Consider the following 18432-nt stretch of genomic DNA (forward strand, 5'->3'; position numbering starts at 1 on the left):
ATGCCTCTTGTCAGGGACACCCCGCCCTAAACGAATGAAGGTGATGTCCATGGCAGGTCTCCTGGCTTGCGGGTCCTCGCCTCGTGCCAGCCTTCCCGGAGAGACTCCAGTGGCCAGATGGGCACGCGACTCGTCGCATACAGTTGCGGGGGCAGCTCCGGCTTGCACGCGCGGGCGTGTTACCGGATTCCCTTTTCATGCCGGCCGGTGAGGGCAGGCAACCATGAAACGCGGCCGAGGTTAGCCGCGCGCCTCCAGCCTGTCAAACCACTCCCGGGATCCGCCCGCGGATGCCGGCCGCACGCTGGCGAGCCACCCTGGGTCGGACCCGAGCACTCGCCGCCGGCTCAGCGACCGCCGACGGCGCGCTCCAGCCTCGCCTCCACCACCCCGCGCAGCGCGTTCGTCAGCACGATGCGCTGCGCGCGCAGCAGGTCCTCCACGCGCAGCTCGGCCTCGCGCGCGGCCCAGGACGGATCCTCCAGCAGCGCGGCGCGCATCGTGCCGGGCAGCACGCCGCGGCCGGCGGGCGGGGTGCGCCACTCGCCGTCGAGGAGCAGGAAGACGTTGCTGCGCGCGCCCTCGGTGAGGCGGCCCGCCGAGTCGAAGAACAGCGTGTCGAAGGCGCCCGCGGCCAGCGCGGCGCGGAGGCCCTCGTCGTAGCGCGCGCGCAGCGTGGTCTTGTGCGCGCCGAGGCCCTGCGGGTCGTCGAGCGGGCGCTCGGCGAGCAGCACCGTGACCGCGCCGGGCGGCAGCGCGTCGAGCGCGGCGGCGGCGAGCTCGAGGCGGCCGTCCTTGTGCAGCGCCAGGCGCAGGCGCGAGGGCGTGGCCGGCGGCAGCGCGGCGAGCTGGGCGCCCAGCGCGACCTCGATGCGTGCGCGCTCGAACACGAAGTCGAGCGCGGCGGCGCTGGCTTCGAGGCGGGCGAGGTGGCGGTCGAGATTGCGCACGCCGGCCTCGCGGGTCGCGTACAGGGTCTCGAAGAGCGCGAAGCCGGGGTCGAGCGCGCTGAGGAAGCGCGCCTTGAGCCGGCACTCCGCGTACTCGTCGGCGGCCGCGCTGTCGATCACGATGCCGGCGCCCACGCCCATGCGGCCGCGATGCCGCGCGCCGGCGAGCGCATCCGCACCCTGCCCGATGCGCTCCAGCGTCAGCGTGCGGATCGCCACCGACAGGCAGAAGTCGCCGCAGGCGTGCCCCGGGCGCGGCGCGTCGATCCAGCCGAGGCTGCCGGTGTAGAGGCCGCGCGGCTCGGTCTCCAGCTCGGCGATGAGCTGCATCGTGCGGTGCTTGGGCGCGCCGGTGATCGAGCCGCAGGGAAACAGCGCGCGCAGCAGCGCGGGAAAGCCGACGTCCGCGGGCAGCTCCGCCGCGACCGTGGAGGTCATCTGCAGCACGGTCGGGTAGCGCTCGACCTCGAACAGCGCCGGCACGCGCACGCTGCCGGTGGTCGCGACGCGGCCGAGGTCGTTGCGCAGCAGGTCGACGATCATGAGGTTTTCGGCGCGGTTCTTGGCGTCGGCCGCGAGCCTGCGCGCGGCGAGCGCATCGGCCGCGTCGTCGCCGCTGCGCGCCGCAGTGCCCTTCATCGGGCGCGCCTGCAGCACGCCGTCGTGGTGGCGCAGGAAGAGCTCCGGCGAGCACGACAGCACCCAGTCCGGGCCGCCCTCGTCGGCGTCGGCGGGCAGGCGGATCAGCGCGCCGAAGGCCACCGGCTGGCGCGCACGCAGGCGGCGGTAGAGCGCGAGCGGCGAGCCGAAGGTGTCGAAATCCAGGCGGTAGCTGTAGTTGACCTGGTAGGTCTCGCCCTCGGCGATGGCGGCGTGGATGCGCGCGATCGCGTCCTCGAAGGCTGCGCGATCGACCGAGGCGCGCAGGCCGAGCACGCCGGCGGGAGCCGGACCGGTGTCGGGATCGGGATCGGGCGCTGTCGCCGATGTGCCGATCGCAGGCCGGCGCTGGCGTTGCGCCTCACGCACCTCGAGCTTGCCCGTCTCAGTCCCGCCGGCCTCGGCCGCCGCCAGCCAGGCCTCGACCGCGACGGCCGAAAGGTGCTGCAGCGTGGCGAACATCAGCACGGCCAAGCGGCCGCAAGCCTTCGGCGCCCTACTCTCCCGCCCGACGTCCTCCTGCCCGACGCCATTCAGCCGCACGCCCCACTCGTAATCAGCCAGCACCACCGCGTGCAGGCCGGCGCGCAGGTCGGCGTCCACCGCGGCCCACGTCGCCTCCAGCGCGGACGGGTCCGCGCAGCGATGCGCGCGCACCAGGCCACGATAAAGGCGGCTGGACGGCGAAGCGCCGGTGGCATGGCAGTCGTCGAGCAGCGCGAAGCAGGCGGGGTCGAGCGGCGGGACGGCGGGCGGAGCGGACATGGGCGAGACAGGACGAAACGGGCCGCGGATTGTATCCCGCGGCCCGCTCCTTGCCCCGGCGAGCGCTCAGCCCGGCTTGCCGGTGCGCCGCAAGAGGCCGCGCTGCGGGTCGTAGCCCCAGGCGGCGAGCAGGAAGAAGCCTGCGAGGCAGCCGGCGACGATCGCCAGCGAGTGCACGGCGAGCTGGCCGTGGAGCGCGAAGCGGATGGCCTCGACCGCGTGGGTGAAGGGGTTCCAGGTGGCGAGGAAGTGGATGACGGTGGCGCCCGACTCCTCCAGTTTCCACAGCGGATAGAGCGCCGGCGACAGGAAGAACATCGGGAAGATCACGAAGTTCATCGTGCCGGCGAAGTTCTCCAGCTGGCGGATATTGACCGACAGCAGCAGGCCGAGCGCACCCAGCATCATGCCGGCCAGCACCAGCACCGGCAGCGCGTACAGCCAGCCCGACCACGGCACGCCGACGTCGAACAGCGCCGCGACGGCGAGGAAGACGTAGGCCTGCAGCACCGACAGCAGCGTGCCGGCGAGCAGCTTGCACAGCAGCAGGTAGCCGCGCGGCAGCGGCGCGGTGAGCAGCAGGCGCATCATGCCCATCTCGCGGTCATAGACCATCGCCAGCGAGGACTGCATGCCGTTGAACAGCAGCACCATGCCGAGCAGGCCGGGCACGATGTAGGTCTGGTAGGGGATGTAGGTGTCGTAGGGCGGGATGATCGACACCCCGAACACGTTCTGGAAGCCGGCGGCGAACACCACCAGCCACAGCAGCGGCCGCACCAGCGCCGAGGCCAGGCGCCCGCCCTGGCGGACGAACTTGGCGAGCTCGCGGCTGGCGACCGCCTGCAGCGCGAGCAGGGCGTGGGCAGGTCTCATCGGAATCCTCGCGAAGCGGACGGGGTGGGCGAAGGCAGGTTCATGATCCGGTCGGGCTCAGGGCTTGCAGCGACTGTCGCGGCGGTCGAAGCCGAGCGTGTCCAGGTTGTTGGTCTGGTGGAGGAAGCCCTGGATGGGGGCGCGCTCGATCACCGCGTTGTGCGTGGCGAGCAGCAGCGGCTGGCGCAGCTGGCGGTCCCAGTCGCGGAAGTACAGGCGGTTGCCCTTGAAGCCGTCGATGGTGATCTCCTCGCCGCCGAGGTAGGCGACCCGCTTGTCGAAGGGCGCGTTGCCGGTGCGCACCACGGCCTCGACCACCGCCTTCACCGCCACCCAGGCGGCCCAGTCGGCACTGCCCATGTGGCGCCCCGCCTGCTTGTCGAAGCGGCTGACGAGCTGCGGCGCGCCGTGGCGCGACCAGGCCCAGTGCCAGGCCTCGGCGACCAGCCCCTCGGCGCCCACCACCGGGCGCGGGCGCACGGTGTCGTAGGGCACGCTGCGCGCGAATTCGCCGTCGCTGTCGGCGACGAAGACGACGTCGTGGTCGTCGCCCGCGGTCAGCAGGCCGACGTTGCCGAGCTCGCGCTGGCGCGGGTCGTTGCCGAGCACGAAGTCCTTCTTGTCGACGATCTTCAAGCCGAGCCGGCGCGCGGAGTTCTCGAAGGCGGCGCCGATCAGCCTGTCGTCGTCGCGCGGCCCCTGCAGCAGCAGCACCTTGCGCCACTTCTTCGCCACCAGGAACTGCGCGAGCGCGTCGGTCTGCATGCCGTGGTTGGGGATCGTGTGGTAGAGGTGGGCCTGGCACTGCGCCTGGCGCAGCGCGTCGTCCGGCGCCGAGACGTTGAAGAGCAGCAGCTCGCGGCCGCGCGTGGCGGCGGCGACTTCGGCCACCACCTTGCCCGGGGCGTCGATCAGGAAGTGACGCACGCCCTCGGCGTGCAGCTTGTCGAGCTCGGCCACCAGCGCGCGCGCGTCGGCACCGCGCGCGCGCACGAGCTCGAAGCTCACGCCGATCGCCTGGCCGACGAAGCGCGACTCGCGCAAGGCCACCTCGGCACCGGCGAAGGGCGCACCGAGCGGGCGCGACAAGGTACGGAAGAAGGCCTTGCGCTCGTCGTAGCGCGGATCGTCGGCGAGCTCGAGATAGCCGAAGCGGATCACCTCCGCCGCCCCGGCGGCGAGCGCGAAGAACAGCAGCGAGGCCGCCAGGGCGAATTGCGTCAGCGCACGGAAAATCATCATCTGGAACACCCCATCGATCGTTCGAGCATCACAACCCCGGATCCGCACCGTTCGTCACAGTCCGCGCTGCGCTTCGTCCACCGCCTTGATCGCGACTTGCGTCGCTCCTACACGGTGCCAACCCGGGCGCCCGGCGTTCTCGTAGGAGCGACGCGAGTCGCGATTGCAGCGTCCCAGCCCGCGCCGTGCTTCCTGCACCGCCTTGATCGCGACTTGCGTCGCTCCTACACGGTGCCATCCCGGGTGCCCGGGGCTCTCGCAGGAGCGACGCGAGTCGCGATTGCAGCCCTCCAGCCCGCGCCGTGCTTCCTGCACCGCCTTGATCGCGACTTGCGTCGCTCCTACACGGTGCCATCCCGGGCGCCCGGGGTTCTCGCAGGAGCGACGCGAGTCGCGATTGCAGCCCTCCAGCCCGCGCCGCGCTTCCTGCACCGCCTTGATCGCGACTTGCGTCGCTCCTACACGGTGGCATCCCGGGTGCCCGGGGTTCTCGTAGGAGCGACGCGAGTCGCGATTGCTGCCCTCCAGCCCGCGCCGCGCTTCCTGCACCGCCTTGATCGCGACTTGCGTCGCTCCTACACGGTGCCATCCCGGGCGCCCGGCGTTCTTGTAGGAGCGACGCGAGTCGCGATTGCAGCCCTCCAGCCCGCGCCGCGCTTCCTGCACCGCCTTGATCGCGACTTGCGTCGCTCCTACGCGGTGCCACCCCGGGCGCCCGGGGTTCTCGTAGGAGCGACGCGAGTCGCGATTGCAGCCCTCCAGCCCGCGCCGTGCTTCCTGCACCGCCTTGATCGCGACTTGCGTCGCTCCTACGCGGTGCCATCCCGGGCGCCCGGGGTTCTCGTAGGAGCGACGCGAGTCGCGATTGCAGCGTCCCAGCCCGCGCTGCGCTTCCTGCACCGCCTTGATCGCGACTTGCGTCGCTCCTGCACGGTGCCGCCCCGGGCGCCCGGGGTTCTCGTAGGAGCGACGCGAGTCGCGATTGCGGGGGTCCCGGGGCTCAATCGTCGATCACCGCGGTGTGCGGCACGCGGCCGACCGGGACCGAGCGCAGCACCTTGTTGGTCCTGGTGTCGACCAGCGAGATGTCGTCCGACAGGCCATTGACCACCACCAGCATCGATTCGTCGCGGTTCAGCGTCGCGCCCCAGGCGCGATTGCCCACCAGCACGTAGTCGCGCACCTTGCGGGTGGCGACGTCGACCACCGCGACGTGGTTGGCGCGCCCCAGGGTCACATAGGCGGTCTTGCCGTCGCGCGTCATGGCGATGCCGACCGGGGTCACGTCGTCGCTGCGAAAGCCCTTCGGCGCAAACGTGACCGTCTCCTTCACCACGTTGGTCTTTGCGTCGAGCACGGTCACCGAGGCGCCGAGTTCGTTGGTGACCCACACCTCGCCGCCGTCCGGCGTGTCGGCGAAGCGGCGCGGACGGTTGCCGACCACCACGTTGGCGAGGATCGCGTTGCTGGCGGTGTCGATCACATGGACCATGTTGGCCACCTCCGAGGTGACGTAGAGCCGGCTGCCGTCCTTGCCGACGAGCACGCCCTCGGGCTCCTCGCCCACCTCGATCCTCGCCAGCACCTTGTTGGCGGCCACGTCGATCACCGAGACCTGGGCGTCTTCCTCGTTGGAGACGTAGAGGCGGCTGCCGTCCTTGCCGAAGGCGAACATCTCCGGGTCCTCGCCGACGTCGATGCTGCGCACGACCTCCAGCCTGGCGATGTCGATCACGTCCACGCGTTCGCTGTTGCTGGCGATCACGAAGACCTGGCTGCGGTCGGCCGACAGCTTCATGTCGCGCGGGCGCTCGCCGGTGGCGATGGTCTTGACGACCTGGAAGCTCTTGCCGTCGAGCACGGTCACCGCGTTGTCGTTCTCGCTGCTGACGAACAGGTAGCCGGTGTCCCTGGCGAGCGCGGCGCCGGCACACAGGCCGAGACACAGGGCTGCGGCGAGTGCGCGGATCGGGGTCTTCGGTGGGGTCATGCGGGTCATCTCCTTGTTGTCGTGGCCGCGCGGGGAGTTCGCTGCGGTCTGGTGCGGCGGGATGCCGGTTGTCGAAATCATTCGCGATCAGCCGCCTGCGGCGTGCCGGTGAGCTTCAGGAAGGCCTCCGACAGGCTGGCGCAGTGCGCGGCGGCGGTCAGGGCGGCAGGCGCGTAGGCTGCGAGCAGCTCGCCTCGATGCAGCACCAGCACGCGGTCGGCGGCCTCGGCCTCATCGACCAGGTGGGTGGCCCACAGCACGCCGACGCCCGCGGCGCGCAGCGCCAGCACCTCGTCGAGCAGATGGCGGCGCGAGGCCGGGTCGAGGCCGACCGTAGCCTCGTCCATCAGCAGCACCGCCGGCCGGTGCAGCAGGGCGCGCGCGAGCTCGACCTTGCGCCGGTTGCCGCCGGAGAGCTCGCGCACGCGGTCGGCGCGGCGGTCGGCGAGGCCCACGCGCGCGAGCACGTCGACGATGCGCACGCGCGACTCGGCACCGCCGATGCCGTGCAGGCGCGCATGGAAGACGAGGTTGGCCTCGACGCTGAGGTCGAGGTCCAGCGTCATCTGCTGGAACACCACGCCGATGCGCCCGAGCGCGCGCACCGGCGTGCGCCGCATGTCCTCGCCGCACACCCGCAGCTCGCCGGCGTCGGCGTCGAACAAGCCGGTCAGCAACTGGAACAGCGTGCTCTTGCCGGCGCCGTTGGGCCCGAGCAGGGCGACGAACTCGCCCGCGCGCACCTCCAGGTCCACCCCCTTCAGCGCCGGCCGCGCACCGTAGGCCTTGCGCACCCCGCGCACCTGGAGCAAGACCTCGCGTGCCTCAGTCATGGGCCGCCTCCTCGCGCGCCGCCGGCAGGCCGGCGAGCAGCTCGGGATGGCGGGCGAGCAGCTGCGCGTGCAGCCCGTCGAGCTGCGCGCCGGACGGATCGCGCGGGCGCGGCAGATCGACCGCCAACTCGAACACCACCCGCCCCGGCGACGGCGACAGGAAGCAGATGCGGTCCGCAAGCGCGAGCGCCTCGCGCAGGTCGTGGGTGACGAAGAGCACGCTCGCGCCGCAGCGCCGCCACTGCGCGAGCAGCATCGCGCGCAGGCGGTTCGCGGTCGGGCTGTCGAGCGACACGAAGGGCTCGTCCATCAGCAGCAGCGCGGGCTCGTTGACGAAGGCGCGGGCGAGCGCGACGCGGCGCATCATGCCGCCCGAGAGGCGCCCGGGGTAGGCGTCGAGCACGTCGCCGAGCTCCATCGCGCGCAGCAGCTCCAGCGCCCGCGGCCGCGCCTGCGCGCGCACGCCGTCGGGCACCACCAGCAGCACGTTGTCGAGCACGCTCATCCAGGGCATCAGGCGCGGCTCCTGGAACATGAAGCCGAGGTCGGCCGGCGCGCGGCCGTCCATGCTCACCTCACCCGCGCAGGCGCGATCGAGCCCGCCGACGATGCCGAGCAGCGTGCTCTTGCCGCAGCCCGAGGGCCCCACCACGCAGACGAACTCGCCGCGCGCGACCTGCATGTGCAGCCCCGACAAGGCCAGGTGCGGACGCCCGCCACGGTCGGGGAAACGCTTGGTGTCGATGCGGATGTCGAGCATCGCTCAGGCCCTCCAGGCGCCGAGCCGGCGCTCGAGCGGACGCAACAGCCAGCCCTCGGCGGCCAGCACCACGCCGGCGAAGACCAGGGTGTAGGCGAGGATGCCGGTGATGTCGAAGAACTGGAAGAAGACGTTGAGCTGGAAGCCGACGCCCTCGCTGCGCCCGAGCAGCTCGACCACCAGCACGATCTTCCAGATCAGCGACAGCCCGGAGCGCGCCGCGGCGATCAGCCAGGGCGCGAGCTGCGGCAGATAGACGCGCAGGAAGGTGGTGCGCCGGCCGAGCCGGTAGGCGCGCGCGACCTCGAGCAGCCTGGGGTCGACCGCGCGCGCGCCCTCGCGCACGGTGACGATGACGGTGGGGATCTTGTTGATCGCCACCGCCACGATCGCCGCCCAGTCGTTGAGGCCGAACCACACGTAGCACAGGATGATGGTGACCAGCGCCGGGATGTTGAGGCCGAGCACCAGCCAGGCATCGAGGAAGGCATCCACCTTGCGCCAGCGCCCCATGGCCATGCCGATCAGCGCGCCCACCAGCATCGCCACCGCGAAGGCGACCGCGACCCGGCCGAGCGTCACCGCCAGGTGCCCGGGCAGCGCGAGCGAGGCCGTCTCGGCGCCGATGCGCGCCAGCACGGCGAGCGGATCGGGCAGCGTGCGGCTGTCGGCGAGGCTGGCGCCAAGCTGCCAGAGCATCACGAAGACGAACAGCGAGGCGATGCGCAGGCGGCGCTCGTCGCGTCGCGCGAGCGTCCCCTGCGGCGCAGCGCCGGCCGGCGCGTGCGGGGAGGTCGTCGAAGGCACCGGGGTACGCGCAGGCACGGCGGGCGCAGGCGGAGCGAGGCGCTGCGCGCTCACCGCCCCCCGCCCCCATGCCAGAAGGTGCCCGGCGCGAGCTCGCGGGCGCGCCCGACCAGCGCCTCGCCGCCCTCGGCGGCGAGGATCGCGAAGGCGCGCGCGGCGGCGCGCTCGCCCTCCTCGTCGGCAGCCTGCGGAATGCCGGCGCGGAATCCATCGCGCAGCGCGACGAAGGTCGCCTCATCCTCGACGCGCATCGACGGGCGCAACGCCTCCCAGGCCGCGTCGGACTCGCGCAGCAGCGCCTTGGCCGCCGCGGAGGCGCGCAGGAAGCCCCGGATCGCGGCCGGATTCGCCCCCGCCCAGCGCTCGCCGAACACCCAGCCCACCAGCGGCATCTCGTCGCCGATGCCGAGCGTGGCGAGGATCTCCTTCATGCCCAGCACCTCGGGCATACCGGCGGCGGCGAGGCGCGCCCCGTAGTGCCAGAAGTTCATCGCCGCCGGCAGCTCGCCGCGCGTCACCAGCTCGTTGAGCAGCGGCGGCGCGGCGAACTGCGGGCGCAGGAAGCTCGCGGCGTCCTCGCCCACGGTCCGGCGGGCATACGCGCGCAGCAGCAGCCAGCTCTTGTCGAGCGCGCCGCCCGCGACGCCGAGGCGCTGGCCACGCAGGTCGGCGAAACCGGCGATGCCCGCGTCCGGGCGCGCATGGATGCCGCCGACCGCCTGCGAGAAGGGCACGAAGACGAAGTCCGCCCCCTCCGAGCGCATGCGCGCCACCCACAGCCAGTCATTGACGATGACATCGACCTCGCCGCCCTGGAGGGCGACGTTGGCGGCGTCCTTGAGCGCGAGCGGGACGATGCGGATGTCCACCCCCTCGCGCTCGAGCAGGCCGTGGCGCTGCATGGTCTCGAGCTCCCAGCTCACCGTGCCGAACTGCAGCACGCCGACGCGGACGACCGGGCGGTCGGCGGCGAGCGCGGCGCTGCCCGCGGCGAGCGCCAGCAGGACGATGCCGATCAGGCGGGCGAACAGCTGCAGCATGGGGTCTCCTCCGTTGTCTTGCATGGCCCGGGAACGGGCGCAGGCCTTTTGTGCCGATTCCCCAGCAGGTTCCGTGCCAGCGATCGACATCGCGCCCCCCTGCACGCGACTGCCCGCGGCGCAGCAGCGCTGGCGCAGCGGCGACTGTTCCGTTTGGGAGCAAGCTTGCTCAGGGACGCAACAACTATGCGCCGGCATCTGCATGCAAGCAGGTCCCGCCGCGGTCCGCACCCCCTCGTCATCCTCGGCACGAATCCTGCGTGGGTGGCCACGGGCGGCCTCGGCCGCAGCGACTCCAGGACCACCACAGCGATGTCCAGCCTACCGACTCCCGCAGCTTCCCCCGCCCCGCCTCCCCCCCGGGGCACGCCGACGACGCGCACGGTCGGGCACCCCATCGACGACGCGGCGCGCGATCGCCGCGGCGCCGACGTGGCCCTCGACCACGAGCGCCTGCTCGCGCTGTCGGCGCCGGCGATGGAGGATCTCCACCGCCAGCTCGACAGCCCCACGATCACCGTGCTGCTCGCCGACAGCGCGGGCGGCGTGCTGCGCGCGATCGGCTCGCGCGCGCTCCCGGCCGCCTCCGCCGTGCCGCCCGGCCAGCTCGGCATCGCGGTGCCGATCCTGCCCCCGGCCGGCGCCCTGCTCGGCTTCCTCGACGCCGACGCCGCCCCGGTGGAATGGCTGGGCCACGCCAACGCGCTGCTCCACACCGCCGCCTGCCTCATCGAGCACCGCCTCATCGAGACCGAGCCGCGGGGCTTCCTGCTGCTGCGCTTCCACCGCTACGCGAGCGTGCTCGGCACCCCGCTCGAAGCGCTCGTGCTGTTCGACGCCGAAGGCGCGGTCCTGCTCGCCAACCACACCGCGCGCGCCCTGCTCGCGCCCTGCGCCTTCGGCGCGGGCGGCGCCGCGGCCTGCTTCGCCACCCAGTGGTGCGGCATCGTCGGCTACGCCGCGCTCGGCCTGTGCGAGCCCTTCGTGCTGCGCGACCGGCGCGGCGGCGGCTTCTCCGCGCAGGCCAGCCTGCGCCGGCAGGCGACATGAGCGGCGCGCGCACGCCCAGCCTGCAGGCCCGCCTCAGCCTGGTGCTCACCGTGCTGATCGCGGTGCTGATGAGCGCGGGCGCGGCCGTGTGGATGCGCGAGACGCGCCAGGCCATCCACGAAGAGGTCGAGGCCGCCACCCGGGTCGCGCAGCAGTGGCTGGTCGTGGTGCTGGCGGAGCAGCGCGACGGCGACGCCGAGGCACGCGCGCGGCTGCTGAGCCGGCTCGCCGCGGTCGGGCGCATCCGCGCCAACCGGCTCGAAGTCTTCGGCGCCGGCGGAGAACGGCTGTACGTGTCGCCCGAGTCGCCCTACAAGGCCGGTCGCGACGCGCCGGCCTGGTTCGCGCAGCACGTCGCGCCCGAGCTCGGCGCGCGCCGGCTCGACGCCGGCGCGCTGGAGGTGGTGCTGACGCCCGACACCTCGCGCGCGGTGCTCGACGCCTGGGACCATCTCGTCGCCGCGCTCGGCTGGGCGTGCGCGCTGCTGCTCGCGCTCTGGCTCGCCACCCGCGTGGCGATCCGGCGCGCGCTCGCGCCGCTGCAGCAGATCCACGTCGCGCTCGAGCACGGCGCCCGCGGCCGCTTCGACCAGCGCCTGCCGGAATACGCCACCCGCGAGCTCGCGCTGCTGGCGCGCAGCTACAACCGCCTCGCCGACCGCCTGGACGAGTCGCGCGCCACCAACGCCCGCCTCGAGGCCGACCAGAGCCTCGCGCGCACCATCCAGGCCCGCCTGGAGCAGGAGCGCCGCGCGATCGCGCGCGAGCTCCACGACGAGCTCGGCCAGAGCATCACCGCGGTGCGCTCGATCGCCGGCGCCATCCTGCAGCGCAGCGCCGAGCAGCCCGGCATCCACGGCAGCGCGCAGGCCATCCTCGCCATGACCGGCCACATGCAGGACGGCGTGCACGCGATCCTGCAGCGCCTGCGCCGCGACGCACCGGCCGCACGCGAGCGCATCGAGGACACGCTGCAGGCCTACTGCGCGCTGTGGGCCAGCCATCACGAAGGCATCGCGCTGCGTTGTCAGATCGAGCCCCTCGGCGAGGCTCGCGACGAGCCGCTCGACGACGGCGTCGGCCTCGCCCTGCTGCGCGTGCTGCAGGAGAGCCTCACCAACGTCGCCCGCCACGCTCGCGCGCGCTCGGTCGAGGTGCGCGTCGGCCTGCGCCGCGAGGGCGGCGGTCGCGACGGACAGGCGGAGATCGAGGTCGAGGTCCGCGACGACGGCCGCGGCCTGGGCCCGCAGCCCACCCCCGGCCGCCACGGCCTCGCCGGCATGCGCGAGCGCCTCGCCGAACTCCACGGCCGGCTCGAACTGCACAGCCCGCCCACCGGCGGCCTGTGCGTGCGCGCCCGTCTCCCGCAGGCTCTGCGGCAACCCCTACCGGTCACGCAATGATGAAGCCCCCTTCCCTCCACGCCCTGCGCATCCTGCTCGCCGACGATCATGCGGTGGTGCGAATGGGCTTCCGCCTGCTGCTCGAAGGCGCCGGTGCCGAGGTCGTCGGCGAGGCCGATTGCGGCGAGGCGGCCGTGCAGGCCTTCGGCCAGGTGCACCCCGATGTGCTGCTGATGGACGTGTCGATGCCGGGCATCGGCGGACTCGGCGCGCTCGAGCGCGTGCTCGCCCACCACCCCGCGGCGCGCGTGCTGATGCTGTCGGCGCACGACGACGCGCAGATCCCCACGCGCGCGCTGCGTGCCGGCGCGGGCGGCTACCTGTCCAAGCGCGCCCATCCGGACGAGCTGCTGCACGCGGTGGCCACGGTCGCGCGCGGCCAGCGCTACATCGACCCGGCGATCGCGCCCGCCCTCGCGCTCGCGCAGTTCGCCGGCGGCGGCGACCCGGTCGCGGCACTCACCGAGAAGGAATTCGCCGTCTTCCTGCAGCTCGCGCGCGGGCGCAGCGTGGCCGAGATCGCCGAGACCCACAGCCTGAGCCCGAGCACGGTGGGCACCCACCTGTATCACATCAAGCAGAAGCTCGAAGTGTCGAACGCCGCCGAGCTCGCGCTCGTCGCGGTGCGCTGCGGCCTCATCGAAGTCTAGCGACAGGCGCGTCGGCGCCCGCGGAGCAGACATCGCGGCGACCCGTGCGGCGCAAATAATATTGACGCGAACGTTAACTTCCCCTTATACATTCCCGAGACAACGCAGGCACACCGAGGAGAACCGGGAATGAGCAAGGAGAAGGATCCGCAGGACTTTCTGGCGCCGAGTTATTACTTCGACCACGAGCATCCGCGCGTGCGCGCCTTCATCGAGGAGAGCGTGGGCGACGCGGTCGATGCGGTCGAGCGCGCGGTGAAGCTGTACTACGCGGTGCGCGACGGCATCCGCTACGACCCCTACCGCTTCTACATGCGCAAGGAGTACTTCACCGCCAGCCGCACGCTGATCGAGGGCGCCGCCTACTGCGTGCCCAAGGCCAACCTGCTCACCGCCGTCGCACGCGGCGCGGGCATCCCGGCGCGGGTGGGCTTCGCCGACGTGCGCAACCACCTCAGCACCGAGCGCCTGCGCCAGCTCGTCGGTGGCGACGTGTATCGCTGGCACGGCTACGTCGCCATGCACCTGGAAGGCCGCTGGGTGAAGGCGACGCCGGCGTTCAACCTGCAGATGTGCGAGCGCTTCGACGTCCATCCGCTCGAATTCGACGGCCGTAACGACTCGCTGATGCACCCCTACAACGCGCGCGACGAACGCCACATGGAGTACGTGAAGGAGCGCGGGACCTTCGACGACTTCCCCTTCGAGGCGCTCGTCGCCGACATGTGGGAGCACCACCCGGGTCTGGTCGAAGCGGCCGAGGCCGACCTGAAGGGCGACTTCGAGCACGAGGCCATGGTCGACCGCTGAGCGGCCACCGCGCGAGCACCGCCGGGCGGCGGCGTGGCGGACACGGCACGGCTTCACGGGTGACTTGCCGCCGCGAAGGCCTCAGCGCACCGCCTGCAGCTCCCACACCCCCGCCGGCGGCGTGTTGCGCCACACCACCGCGCGGCGCTGCCAGCGCAGCTGCCGCGGCACGGCGAACGGCGCGCGCGGCTGGTAGGTGAACTGCACGAGCTTGCGCTCGCCGTCGTGGGCGAGGAAACGACAGAGGCTGTCGACCGTCGCCGCCGCGACCTCCTTGGGCAGGGAGCGGAAAGGCAGGCTGGAAACCAGCACCAGGCGGCCGGGGCGCTCGATCAGGCCATCGACGACCTCCTTCGCCGCCGCCTGGCGCACATCGACCGTCGGAAAGCGCGCCTGCAGCCGCCGCGCCAGCGCGGGCTGGAGCTCGACCGCGATCAGCGGCACGCCGGGCAGGCGGCGCAGCAAGGCCTCGGTCACCGGGCCGGTGCCGGCGCCGAGCTCGATTACGGTGTCGGCGCCAACCGCCGCGCCCGCCATCGCATTGGCCAGCGTGCGCGAGGAAGGCAGCACCGCGCCGGTCGATGCGGGGTTGCGCAGCATGGCGAACAGCAGATCGACCGGCATCGGCCCCCCTTCTCGAACTCGCAAGGCGCCCATGGTAGCGCCATGCGGACCTGCCCGGCACCCGGCGGATTTCTGTCACCATCACGCCTTTCCTCCCAACAACGGTAGATCATGGCCGGAACCACCCTGCTCGCACTCATCGACGACATCGCCACCCTCCTGGACGACGTCGCCACCATGACCAAAGTCGCCGCCAAGAAGACCGCCGGCGTGCTCGGCGACGACCTCGCCCTCAACGCCCAGCAGGTCACCGGCGTGCAGGCCAGCCGCGAGCTGCCGGTGGTGTGGGCGGTGGCCAAGGGCTCGCTGGTGAACAAGGCCATCCTGGTGCCGGCGGCGCTGCTGATCAGCTGGCTGGCGCCGTGGCTGATCACCCCGCTGCTGATGCTCGGCGGCGCCTTCCTGTGCTTCGAGGGCTTCGAGAAGCTCGCGCACAAGTTCCTGCACTCGAAGGCGGAGGCCGAGGCCGAGCACCGCGAGACCCTGGAGGCGGTGGCCGACCCCAACGTGGACCTGGTCGCCTACGAGAAGGAGAAGATCAAGGGCGCGGTGCGCACCGACTTCATCCTGTCGGCCGAGATCGTGGTGATCACCCTCGGCACCGTGGCCGCCGCCTCGCTCGGCCAGCGCGTGACGGTGCTGGTCGGCATCTCGCTGGTGATGACGGTGGGCGTGTATGGCCTGGTGGCCGGCATCGTCAAGCTCGACGACCTCGGCCTGCACCTGCAGCGCAGCGCCTCGGCCTTCACCCGCCGCATCGGCGGCGCCATCCTGGGCTTCGCACCGTGGCTGATGAAGACGCTGTCGGTGGTCGGCACCGCGGCCATGTTCATGGTCGGCGGCGGCATCCTGCTGCACGGCTGGCCGACAGCGGCGCACGCGGTGGAGCATTTCGCCGCGGGATTCGGCGGCGTGGGCGGCGCATTGATCAACACCGGCGCGGGCGCCGGGGTCGGCATCGTCGCCGGTGCGATCGTGCTCGCGGCGGTGATGGTGGTGCAGAAGCTGCGCGGCGCGCACTGAGCGGCTGCCGCGGCAAGGTGCCGGGCTCCGTGGGGCGCGATCTCCTGGGGATCGACGAGCACCATGAGAGGGCTCCGGTGGCCCGGCGGTCGTCGGCCTGCGCGGTCGCTCGGGGAGCTATTGCGTCCGCAATCAATGGTTGCTATGCGCAGGCGGTTTCCGATAGCGGATTGCGACCACGGCGAGGCACGGTGGTCGCGAAAGATGGATGAGTGTGAGGGGCGGATAAGCGCTCGGGAACTTGTCGCTCGGCGGTGTTGGGCGTCGGTCAGGTCGTCGGCCTGACCTGTCGCTGACCTGATCGGTGAAGTCAGGCAGCAATCTGTTGCTCACCTGCCGTTCGCGCGTCAGGCGACGGTGAACGACAACTTCCCCGGACTGCGAAATAGAACTATCGACCCACAAGAGACATTGGCTGTGTCGGTGGCACTGCGGCGGTTTTCTGAGGGGAGCCGACGCACAGAGTCGCCGCTGACTGAGAGCCGCTCGGCCTTATGTGAGATCCACATAAGGCCGAATGTCAGGGGCGGGTATCTGGCTTCATGTCGGCGCTGGTCCGGGTAATCATTGGTCAGTCTTGCGTGCAGTGAACGAAAGGATCTGTCCATTCAGCGATTTTCTTCGCCGCTTCTGCCGCTGCCCTTCGGGCATTAGTTTTGTCAAGCTCGCTCTCGCAAGCACGCATGTTGCTTTTTCTGAGAACTTGAAGAGCATCGGACGGCTGTGGATCTCCGCGCGTTTCGCACCAGTAATTTACATCGGCAGCATGCAGTAATTGGAGCATAAGTGAGTATCTGTAATGTCCATATATCTTTGAGCTGTCGATGGTACCGTAATCCGCCTTGTTCTGCTCGAGGGCGTAGTTCGCACCCAGGGTGTTTCTTACGTTGAGTAGTATTTCGTTGTCTTGGAAAAGGACATAAACGTTCTCAACGGGGTCTCCTCCCAATATTCCATCGAAAGGGGACGGGTTGAAGAGCCATGCTTCCTGTACCTGGGAGGCTGTTGCGGGGTGTTTCTTCACGTGAACCGCCAAACCTCCTCCCAACGAATAGCCTGCAGCGACGATAGGAACTCCTTTGTACTTGGGGTCTTCGGATACCTCCAAGACAAGCTCACGCGCGGACGCGTATTGAACAGGAATCCCGATGTTCTGTATGAACCAGTCCCGCCACTGGTTGCTGCCAGCGAATGTAACAACGACCTTTTCTATTTCTCTTCCGTCCGGGCTCCGCCGCTCATAAACGGCACCTTGGAAGCCATTCCATGAATTCTTGTCGTACTCGGCGTTATGCTTGAGCAGGTCCGTATCTCCAAATCGGTGGTCACGTCCTTCCTCGTTCTCCTGGTGAAGGATCTTTGCGGCCGCCAATGCGTATAAATATCCTTTTCCTGCCAATTGACGTGCCCGAGGGCTGAGTGTTTTCGCAGTGTGCCCATGCTGGTATCGCTCGGAACAGAATACGGGTCCAGCTTCGTAGTCTGAACTTCGCGTTGAAAAACACGCAGGAGATGCTCTTCCCTCATTAACACACTCGCCACGAACAGGTTTCGGTAGGCCGGAACAGCCAACTAGTCCAAGGCTTACGACAGCCAGAGCTGAAAGCATGCAGTAACGTAGTTGCATGATTGCCTGCCCCCGAAATATGGCCCCATTAGCGTTGTTGATTCTTGTATAGCATCCAGTATCCGAAATGTACAGATGACAAGCTGAACTCCGCAGTTTAGATTTATCGCTTGCGCGGTCGAGATTTTCCCCGGCAGAACGAACGACACATTGCATGAGGTGCCGGTGCGATCACCCAGTCTCGGTGATGGGTGGCACTTTTGGGCTCTATGCCGTTTCCAGTGGAAATTGAATTCTCAACAAACATGACCATCGGTGGTACAAGCACTTGATACTGACGCCGACCTCGCGCGCGATGAACAGCGATGAACAACCAGATCGAAACCCTCTTCACCACCGCGTTTGGCCTGCAGTCGCCTTGGCATGTCGCCAAGGTCGAACTCAACACGGGCGAGCGGCGGATCGATTTCGAGTTCGAGTACACCGGCCGTCGTGCTGCGTGTCCGGCGTGTGGGGTCGAGCACCAGCTGATCCATGACCGCGTGCGGCGCAGTTGGCGTCACCTGGATTTCTTTCAGTTCGAAGCGTGGCTGCATGCCGAGATCGCGCGCGTGCAGTGCGACGACTGCGGCAAGACAGCCTAGCTGCCGGTGCAGAACAAGAAGGCAGCCGGGTAGCGAGGGACCGGTCAAGGTCGAGACGTCCGTCAGAGTGAAAGTGACTCCATTGCGCCGATCCGGCGCTGGCCTCAATGTGCCGATCCGCGACTGGCTCCAATGTGCCGGTCGGCGACCCAATGGCGGATAACTGAGTCGAGCGGACTGAGAGACCAGCTTCTGTCCGACAGCACTTCGGCCTCAGCTGTCGCTGGCCTGATCGGTGAAGTCAGGCAGCGATGTGTTGGTCACCTGCCGTTCGAGCGTCAGGCGACGGCGAACAGCGGCTTCTCCATCCTGCGAACTGGAACTACCGACCCTGACCTGCGTGATGATGTTTGCAAGGTCGAAGTCGGCTTTCTGATCTTCAAACTGCCGGTCCTTTCCTCAAGCTGACCGCCTCGTCCTCGGCCGGTGCTGACCTTGGACTGGGGGCCGCGAATCCTGCAACGGTCTGCTAACGGGGAGGGCTTCCATCGGGCAACCCCCGATCAGGAACGTTCATCCCCTTCCATATTCCCAAAGCCGCCACAAGCACCCTCGGAAACCAGCGAGCCTTGGGCACGATTACTTCCTGTCATGGCGGTCGCAGTCTGCACGCCAGTATATTTCCAAAGCATAGATTCGCGTATATCATATCGACGGGGTTATTCGCATCCTCTAATCCGTAAATTCAGTTGATTCGCATCATGACTGTCGGTGCGATTCAAGCACAATCCGGCGACG

The 18432-nt window shown here is 69.9% G+C and carries 15 protein-coding genes, 1 pseudogene and 1 riboswitch; of the genes and pseudogenes, 6 read left to right on the forward strand and 10 right to left on the reverse strand.

The window, feature by feature from the left end; all coding sequences use genetic code 11:
* Positions 1–34 precede the first annotated feature (34 nt).
* Positions 35–241, reverse strand: a riboswitch (cobalamin riboswitch).
* 106 nt (positions 242–347) lie between these two features.
* From PO78_RS19880 to PO78_RS19920, 8 genes are all read right to left on the reverse strand, one after another.
* On the reverse strand, positions 348–2375 hold the full coding sequence (locus PO78_RS19880) for a chorismate-binding protein (protein WP_052484471.1): 2028 nt from the start codon (positions 2373–2375) through the stop codon (positions 348–350).
* A gap of 66 nt (positions 2376–2441) precedes the next feature.
* Positions 2442–3251: an ABC transporter permease gene (locus PO78_RS19885; protein WP_043746361.1), complete on the reverse strand. Its 810-nt coding sequence runs from the start codon at positions 3249–3251 to the stop codon at positions 2442–2444.
* A 57-nt stretch (positions 3252–3308) separates the two neighbouring features.
* On the reverse strand, positions 3309–4493 hold the full coding sequence (locus PO78_RS19890; protein ID WP_040829622.1) for an amino acid ABC transporter substrate-binding protein: 1185 nt from the start codon (positions 4491–4493) through the stop codon (positions 3309–3311).
* A gap of 1000 nt (positions 4494–5493) precedes the next feature.
* Positions 5494–6564 carry a PQQ-dependent catabolism-associated beta-propeller protein gene (locus PO78_RS19900; RefSeq protein WP_443080480.1) on the reverse strand — a complete coding sequence of 357 codons (1071 nt, stop codon included), beginning with the start codon at positions 6562–6564 and terminating at the stop codon, positions 5494–5496.
* Positions 6561–7316 (reverse strand): ATP-binding cassette domain-containing protein, encoded by a 756-nt coding sequence (locus PO78_RS19905; RefSeq protein WP_043746368.1) that lies wholly within the window; start codon positions 7314–7316, stop codon positions 6561–6563. The genes PO78_RS19900 and PO78_RS19905 overlap by 4 nt, the downstream gene beginning before the upstream one ends.
* Positions 7309–8076, reverse strand: coding sequence for an ABC transporter ATP-binding protein (locus tag PO78_RS19910; RefSeq protein WP_043746371.1), 768 nt, complete (start codon positions 8074–8076; stop codon positions 7309–7311). Before PO78_RS19910 ends, PO78_RS19905 begins: the two co-directional genes overlap by 8 nt.
* Before the next feature lie 3 nt (positions 8077–8079).
* The gene (locus tag PO78_RS19915) at positions 8080–8937 is read right to left on the reverse strand and encodes an ABC transporter permease (protein WP_043746374.1); all 858 of its coding nucleotides are present in this window, start codon (positions 8935–8937) and stop codon (positions 8080–8082) included.
* Positions 8934–9923: an ABC transporter substrate-binding protein gene (locus PO78_RS19920; protein ID WP_043746376.1), complete on the reverse strand. Its 990-nt coding sequence runs from the start codon at positions 9921–9923 to the stop codon at positions 8934–8936. Before PO78_RS19920 ends, PO78_RS19915 begins: the two co-directional genes overlap by 4 nt.
* Positions 9924–10235: 312 nt before the next feature.
* Between PO78_RS19920 and PO78_RS19925 the strand changes: the two genes are divergently transcribed.
* From PO78_RS19925 to PO78_RS19940, 4 genes are all read left to right on the forward strand, one after another.
* Complete coding sequence (locus tag PO78_RS19925) at positions 10236–10973, forward strand: hypothetical protein (protein ID WP_043746379.1); 738 nt, start codon at positions 10236–10238, stop codon at positions 10971–10973.
* Positions 10970–12376, forward strand: a complete 1407-nt coding sequence (locus PO78_RS19930) for an ATP-binding protein (protein ID WP_043746382.1) — start codon at positions 10970–10972, stop codon at positions 12374–12376. The genes PO78_RS19925 and PO78_RS19930 overlap by 4 nt, the downstream gene beginning before the upstream one ends.
* On the forward strand, positions 12373–13026 hold the full coding sequence (locus tag PO78_RS19935; RefSeq protein WP_443080481.1) for a response regulator: 654 nt from the start codon (positions 12373–12375) through the stop codon (positions 13024–13026). The genes PO78_RS19930 and PO78_RS19935 overlap by 4 nt, the downstream gene beginning before the upstream one ends.
* A gap of 129 nt (positions 13027–13155) precedes the next feature.
* On the forward strand, positions 13156–13836 hold the full coding sequence (locus PO78_RS19940; RefSeq protein WP_012585711.1) for a transglutaminase-like domain-containing protein: 681 nt from the start codon (positions 13156–13158) through the stop codon (positions 13834–13836).
* Positions 13837–13917: 81 nt separating this feature from the next.
* Here the strand turns inward: PO78_RS19940 and PO78_RS19945 are convergent, their stop codons facing one another.
* On the reverse strand, positions 13918–14460 hold the full coding sequence (locus PO78_RS19945) for a class I SAM-dependent methyltransferase (RefSeq protein ID WP_004306448.1): 543 nt from the start codon (positions 14458–14460) through the stop codon (positions 13918–13920).
* A gap of 111 nt (positions 14461–14571) precedes the next feature.
* Between PO78_RS19945 and PO78_RS19950 the strand changes: the two genes are divergently transcribed.
* Positions 14572–15483, forward strand: coding sequence for a DUF808 domain-containing protein (locus tag PO78_RS19950; RefSeq protein WP_004306450.1), 912 nt, complete (start codon positions 14572–14574; stop codon positions 15481–15483).
* Positions 15484–16054: 571 nt separating this feature from the next.
* On the opposite strand, the gene PO78_RS23070 is transcribed toward PO78_RS19950, so the two are convergent.
* Positions 16055–16855 carry a hypothetical protein gene (locus PO78_RS23070; RefSeq protein WP_197068813.1) on the reverse strand — a complete coding sequence of 267 codons (801 nt, stop codon included), beginning with the start codon at positions 16853–16855 and terminating at the stop codon, positions 16055–16057.
* Between the two features lie 560 nt (positions 16856–17415).
* Here PO78_RS23070 and PO78_RS19955 point away from each other — a divergent pair.
* Positions 17416–17688: pseudogene (locus PO78_RS19955) on the forward strand (transposase family protein); the annotation flags it as partial.
* Positions 17689–18432 lie beyond the last annotated feature (744 nt).

The sequence above is a fragment of the Thauera sp. SWB20 genome (assembly GCF_000831325.1).
Taxonomy (GTDB): Bacteria; Pseudomonadota; Gammaproteobacteria; order Burkholderiales; family Rhodocyclaceae; genus Thauera; species Thauera aminoaromatica.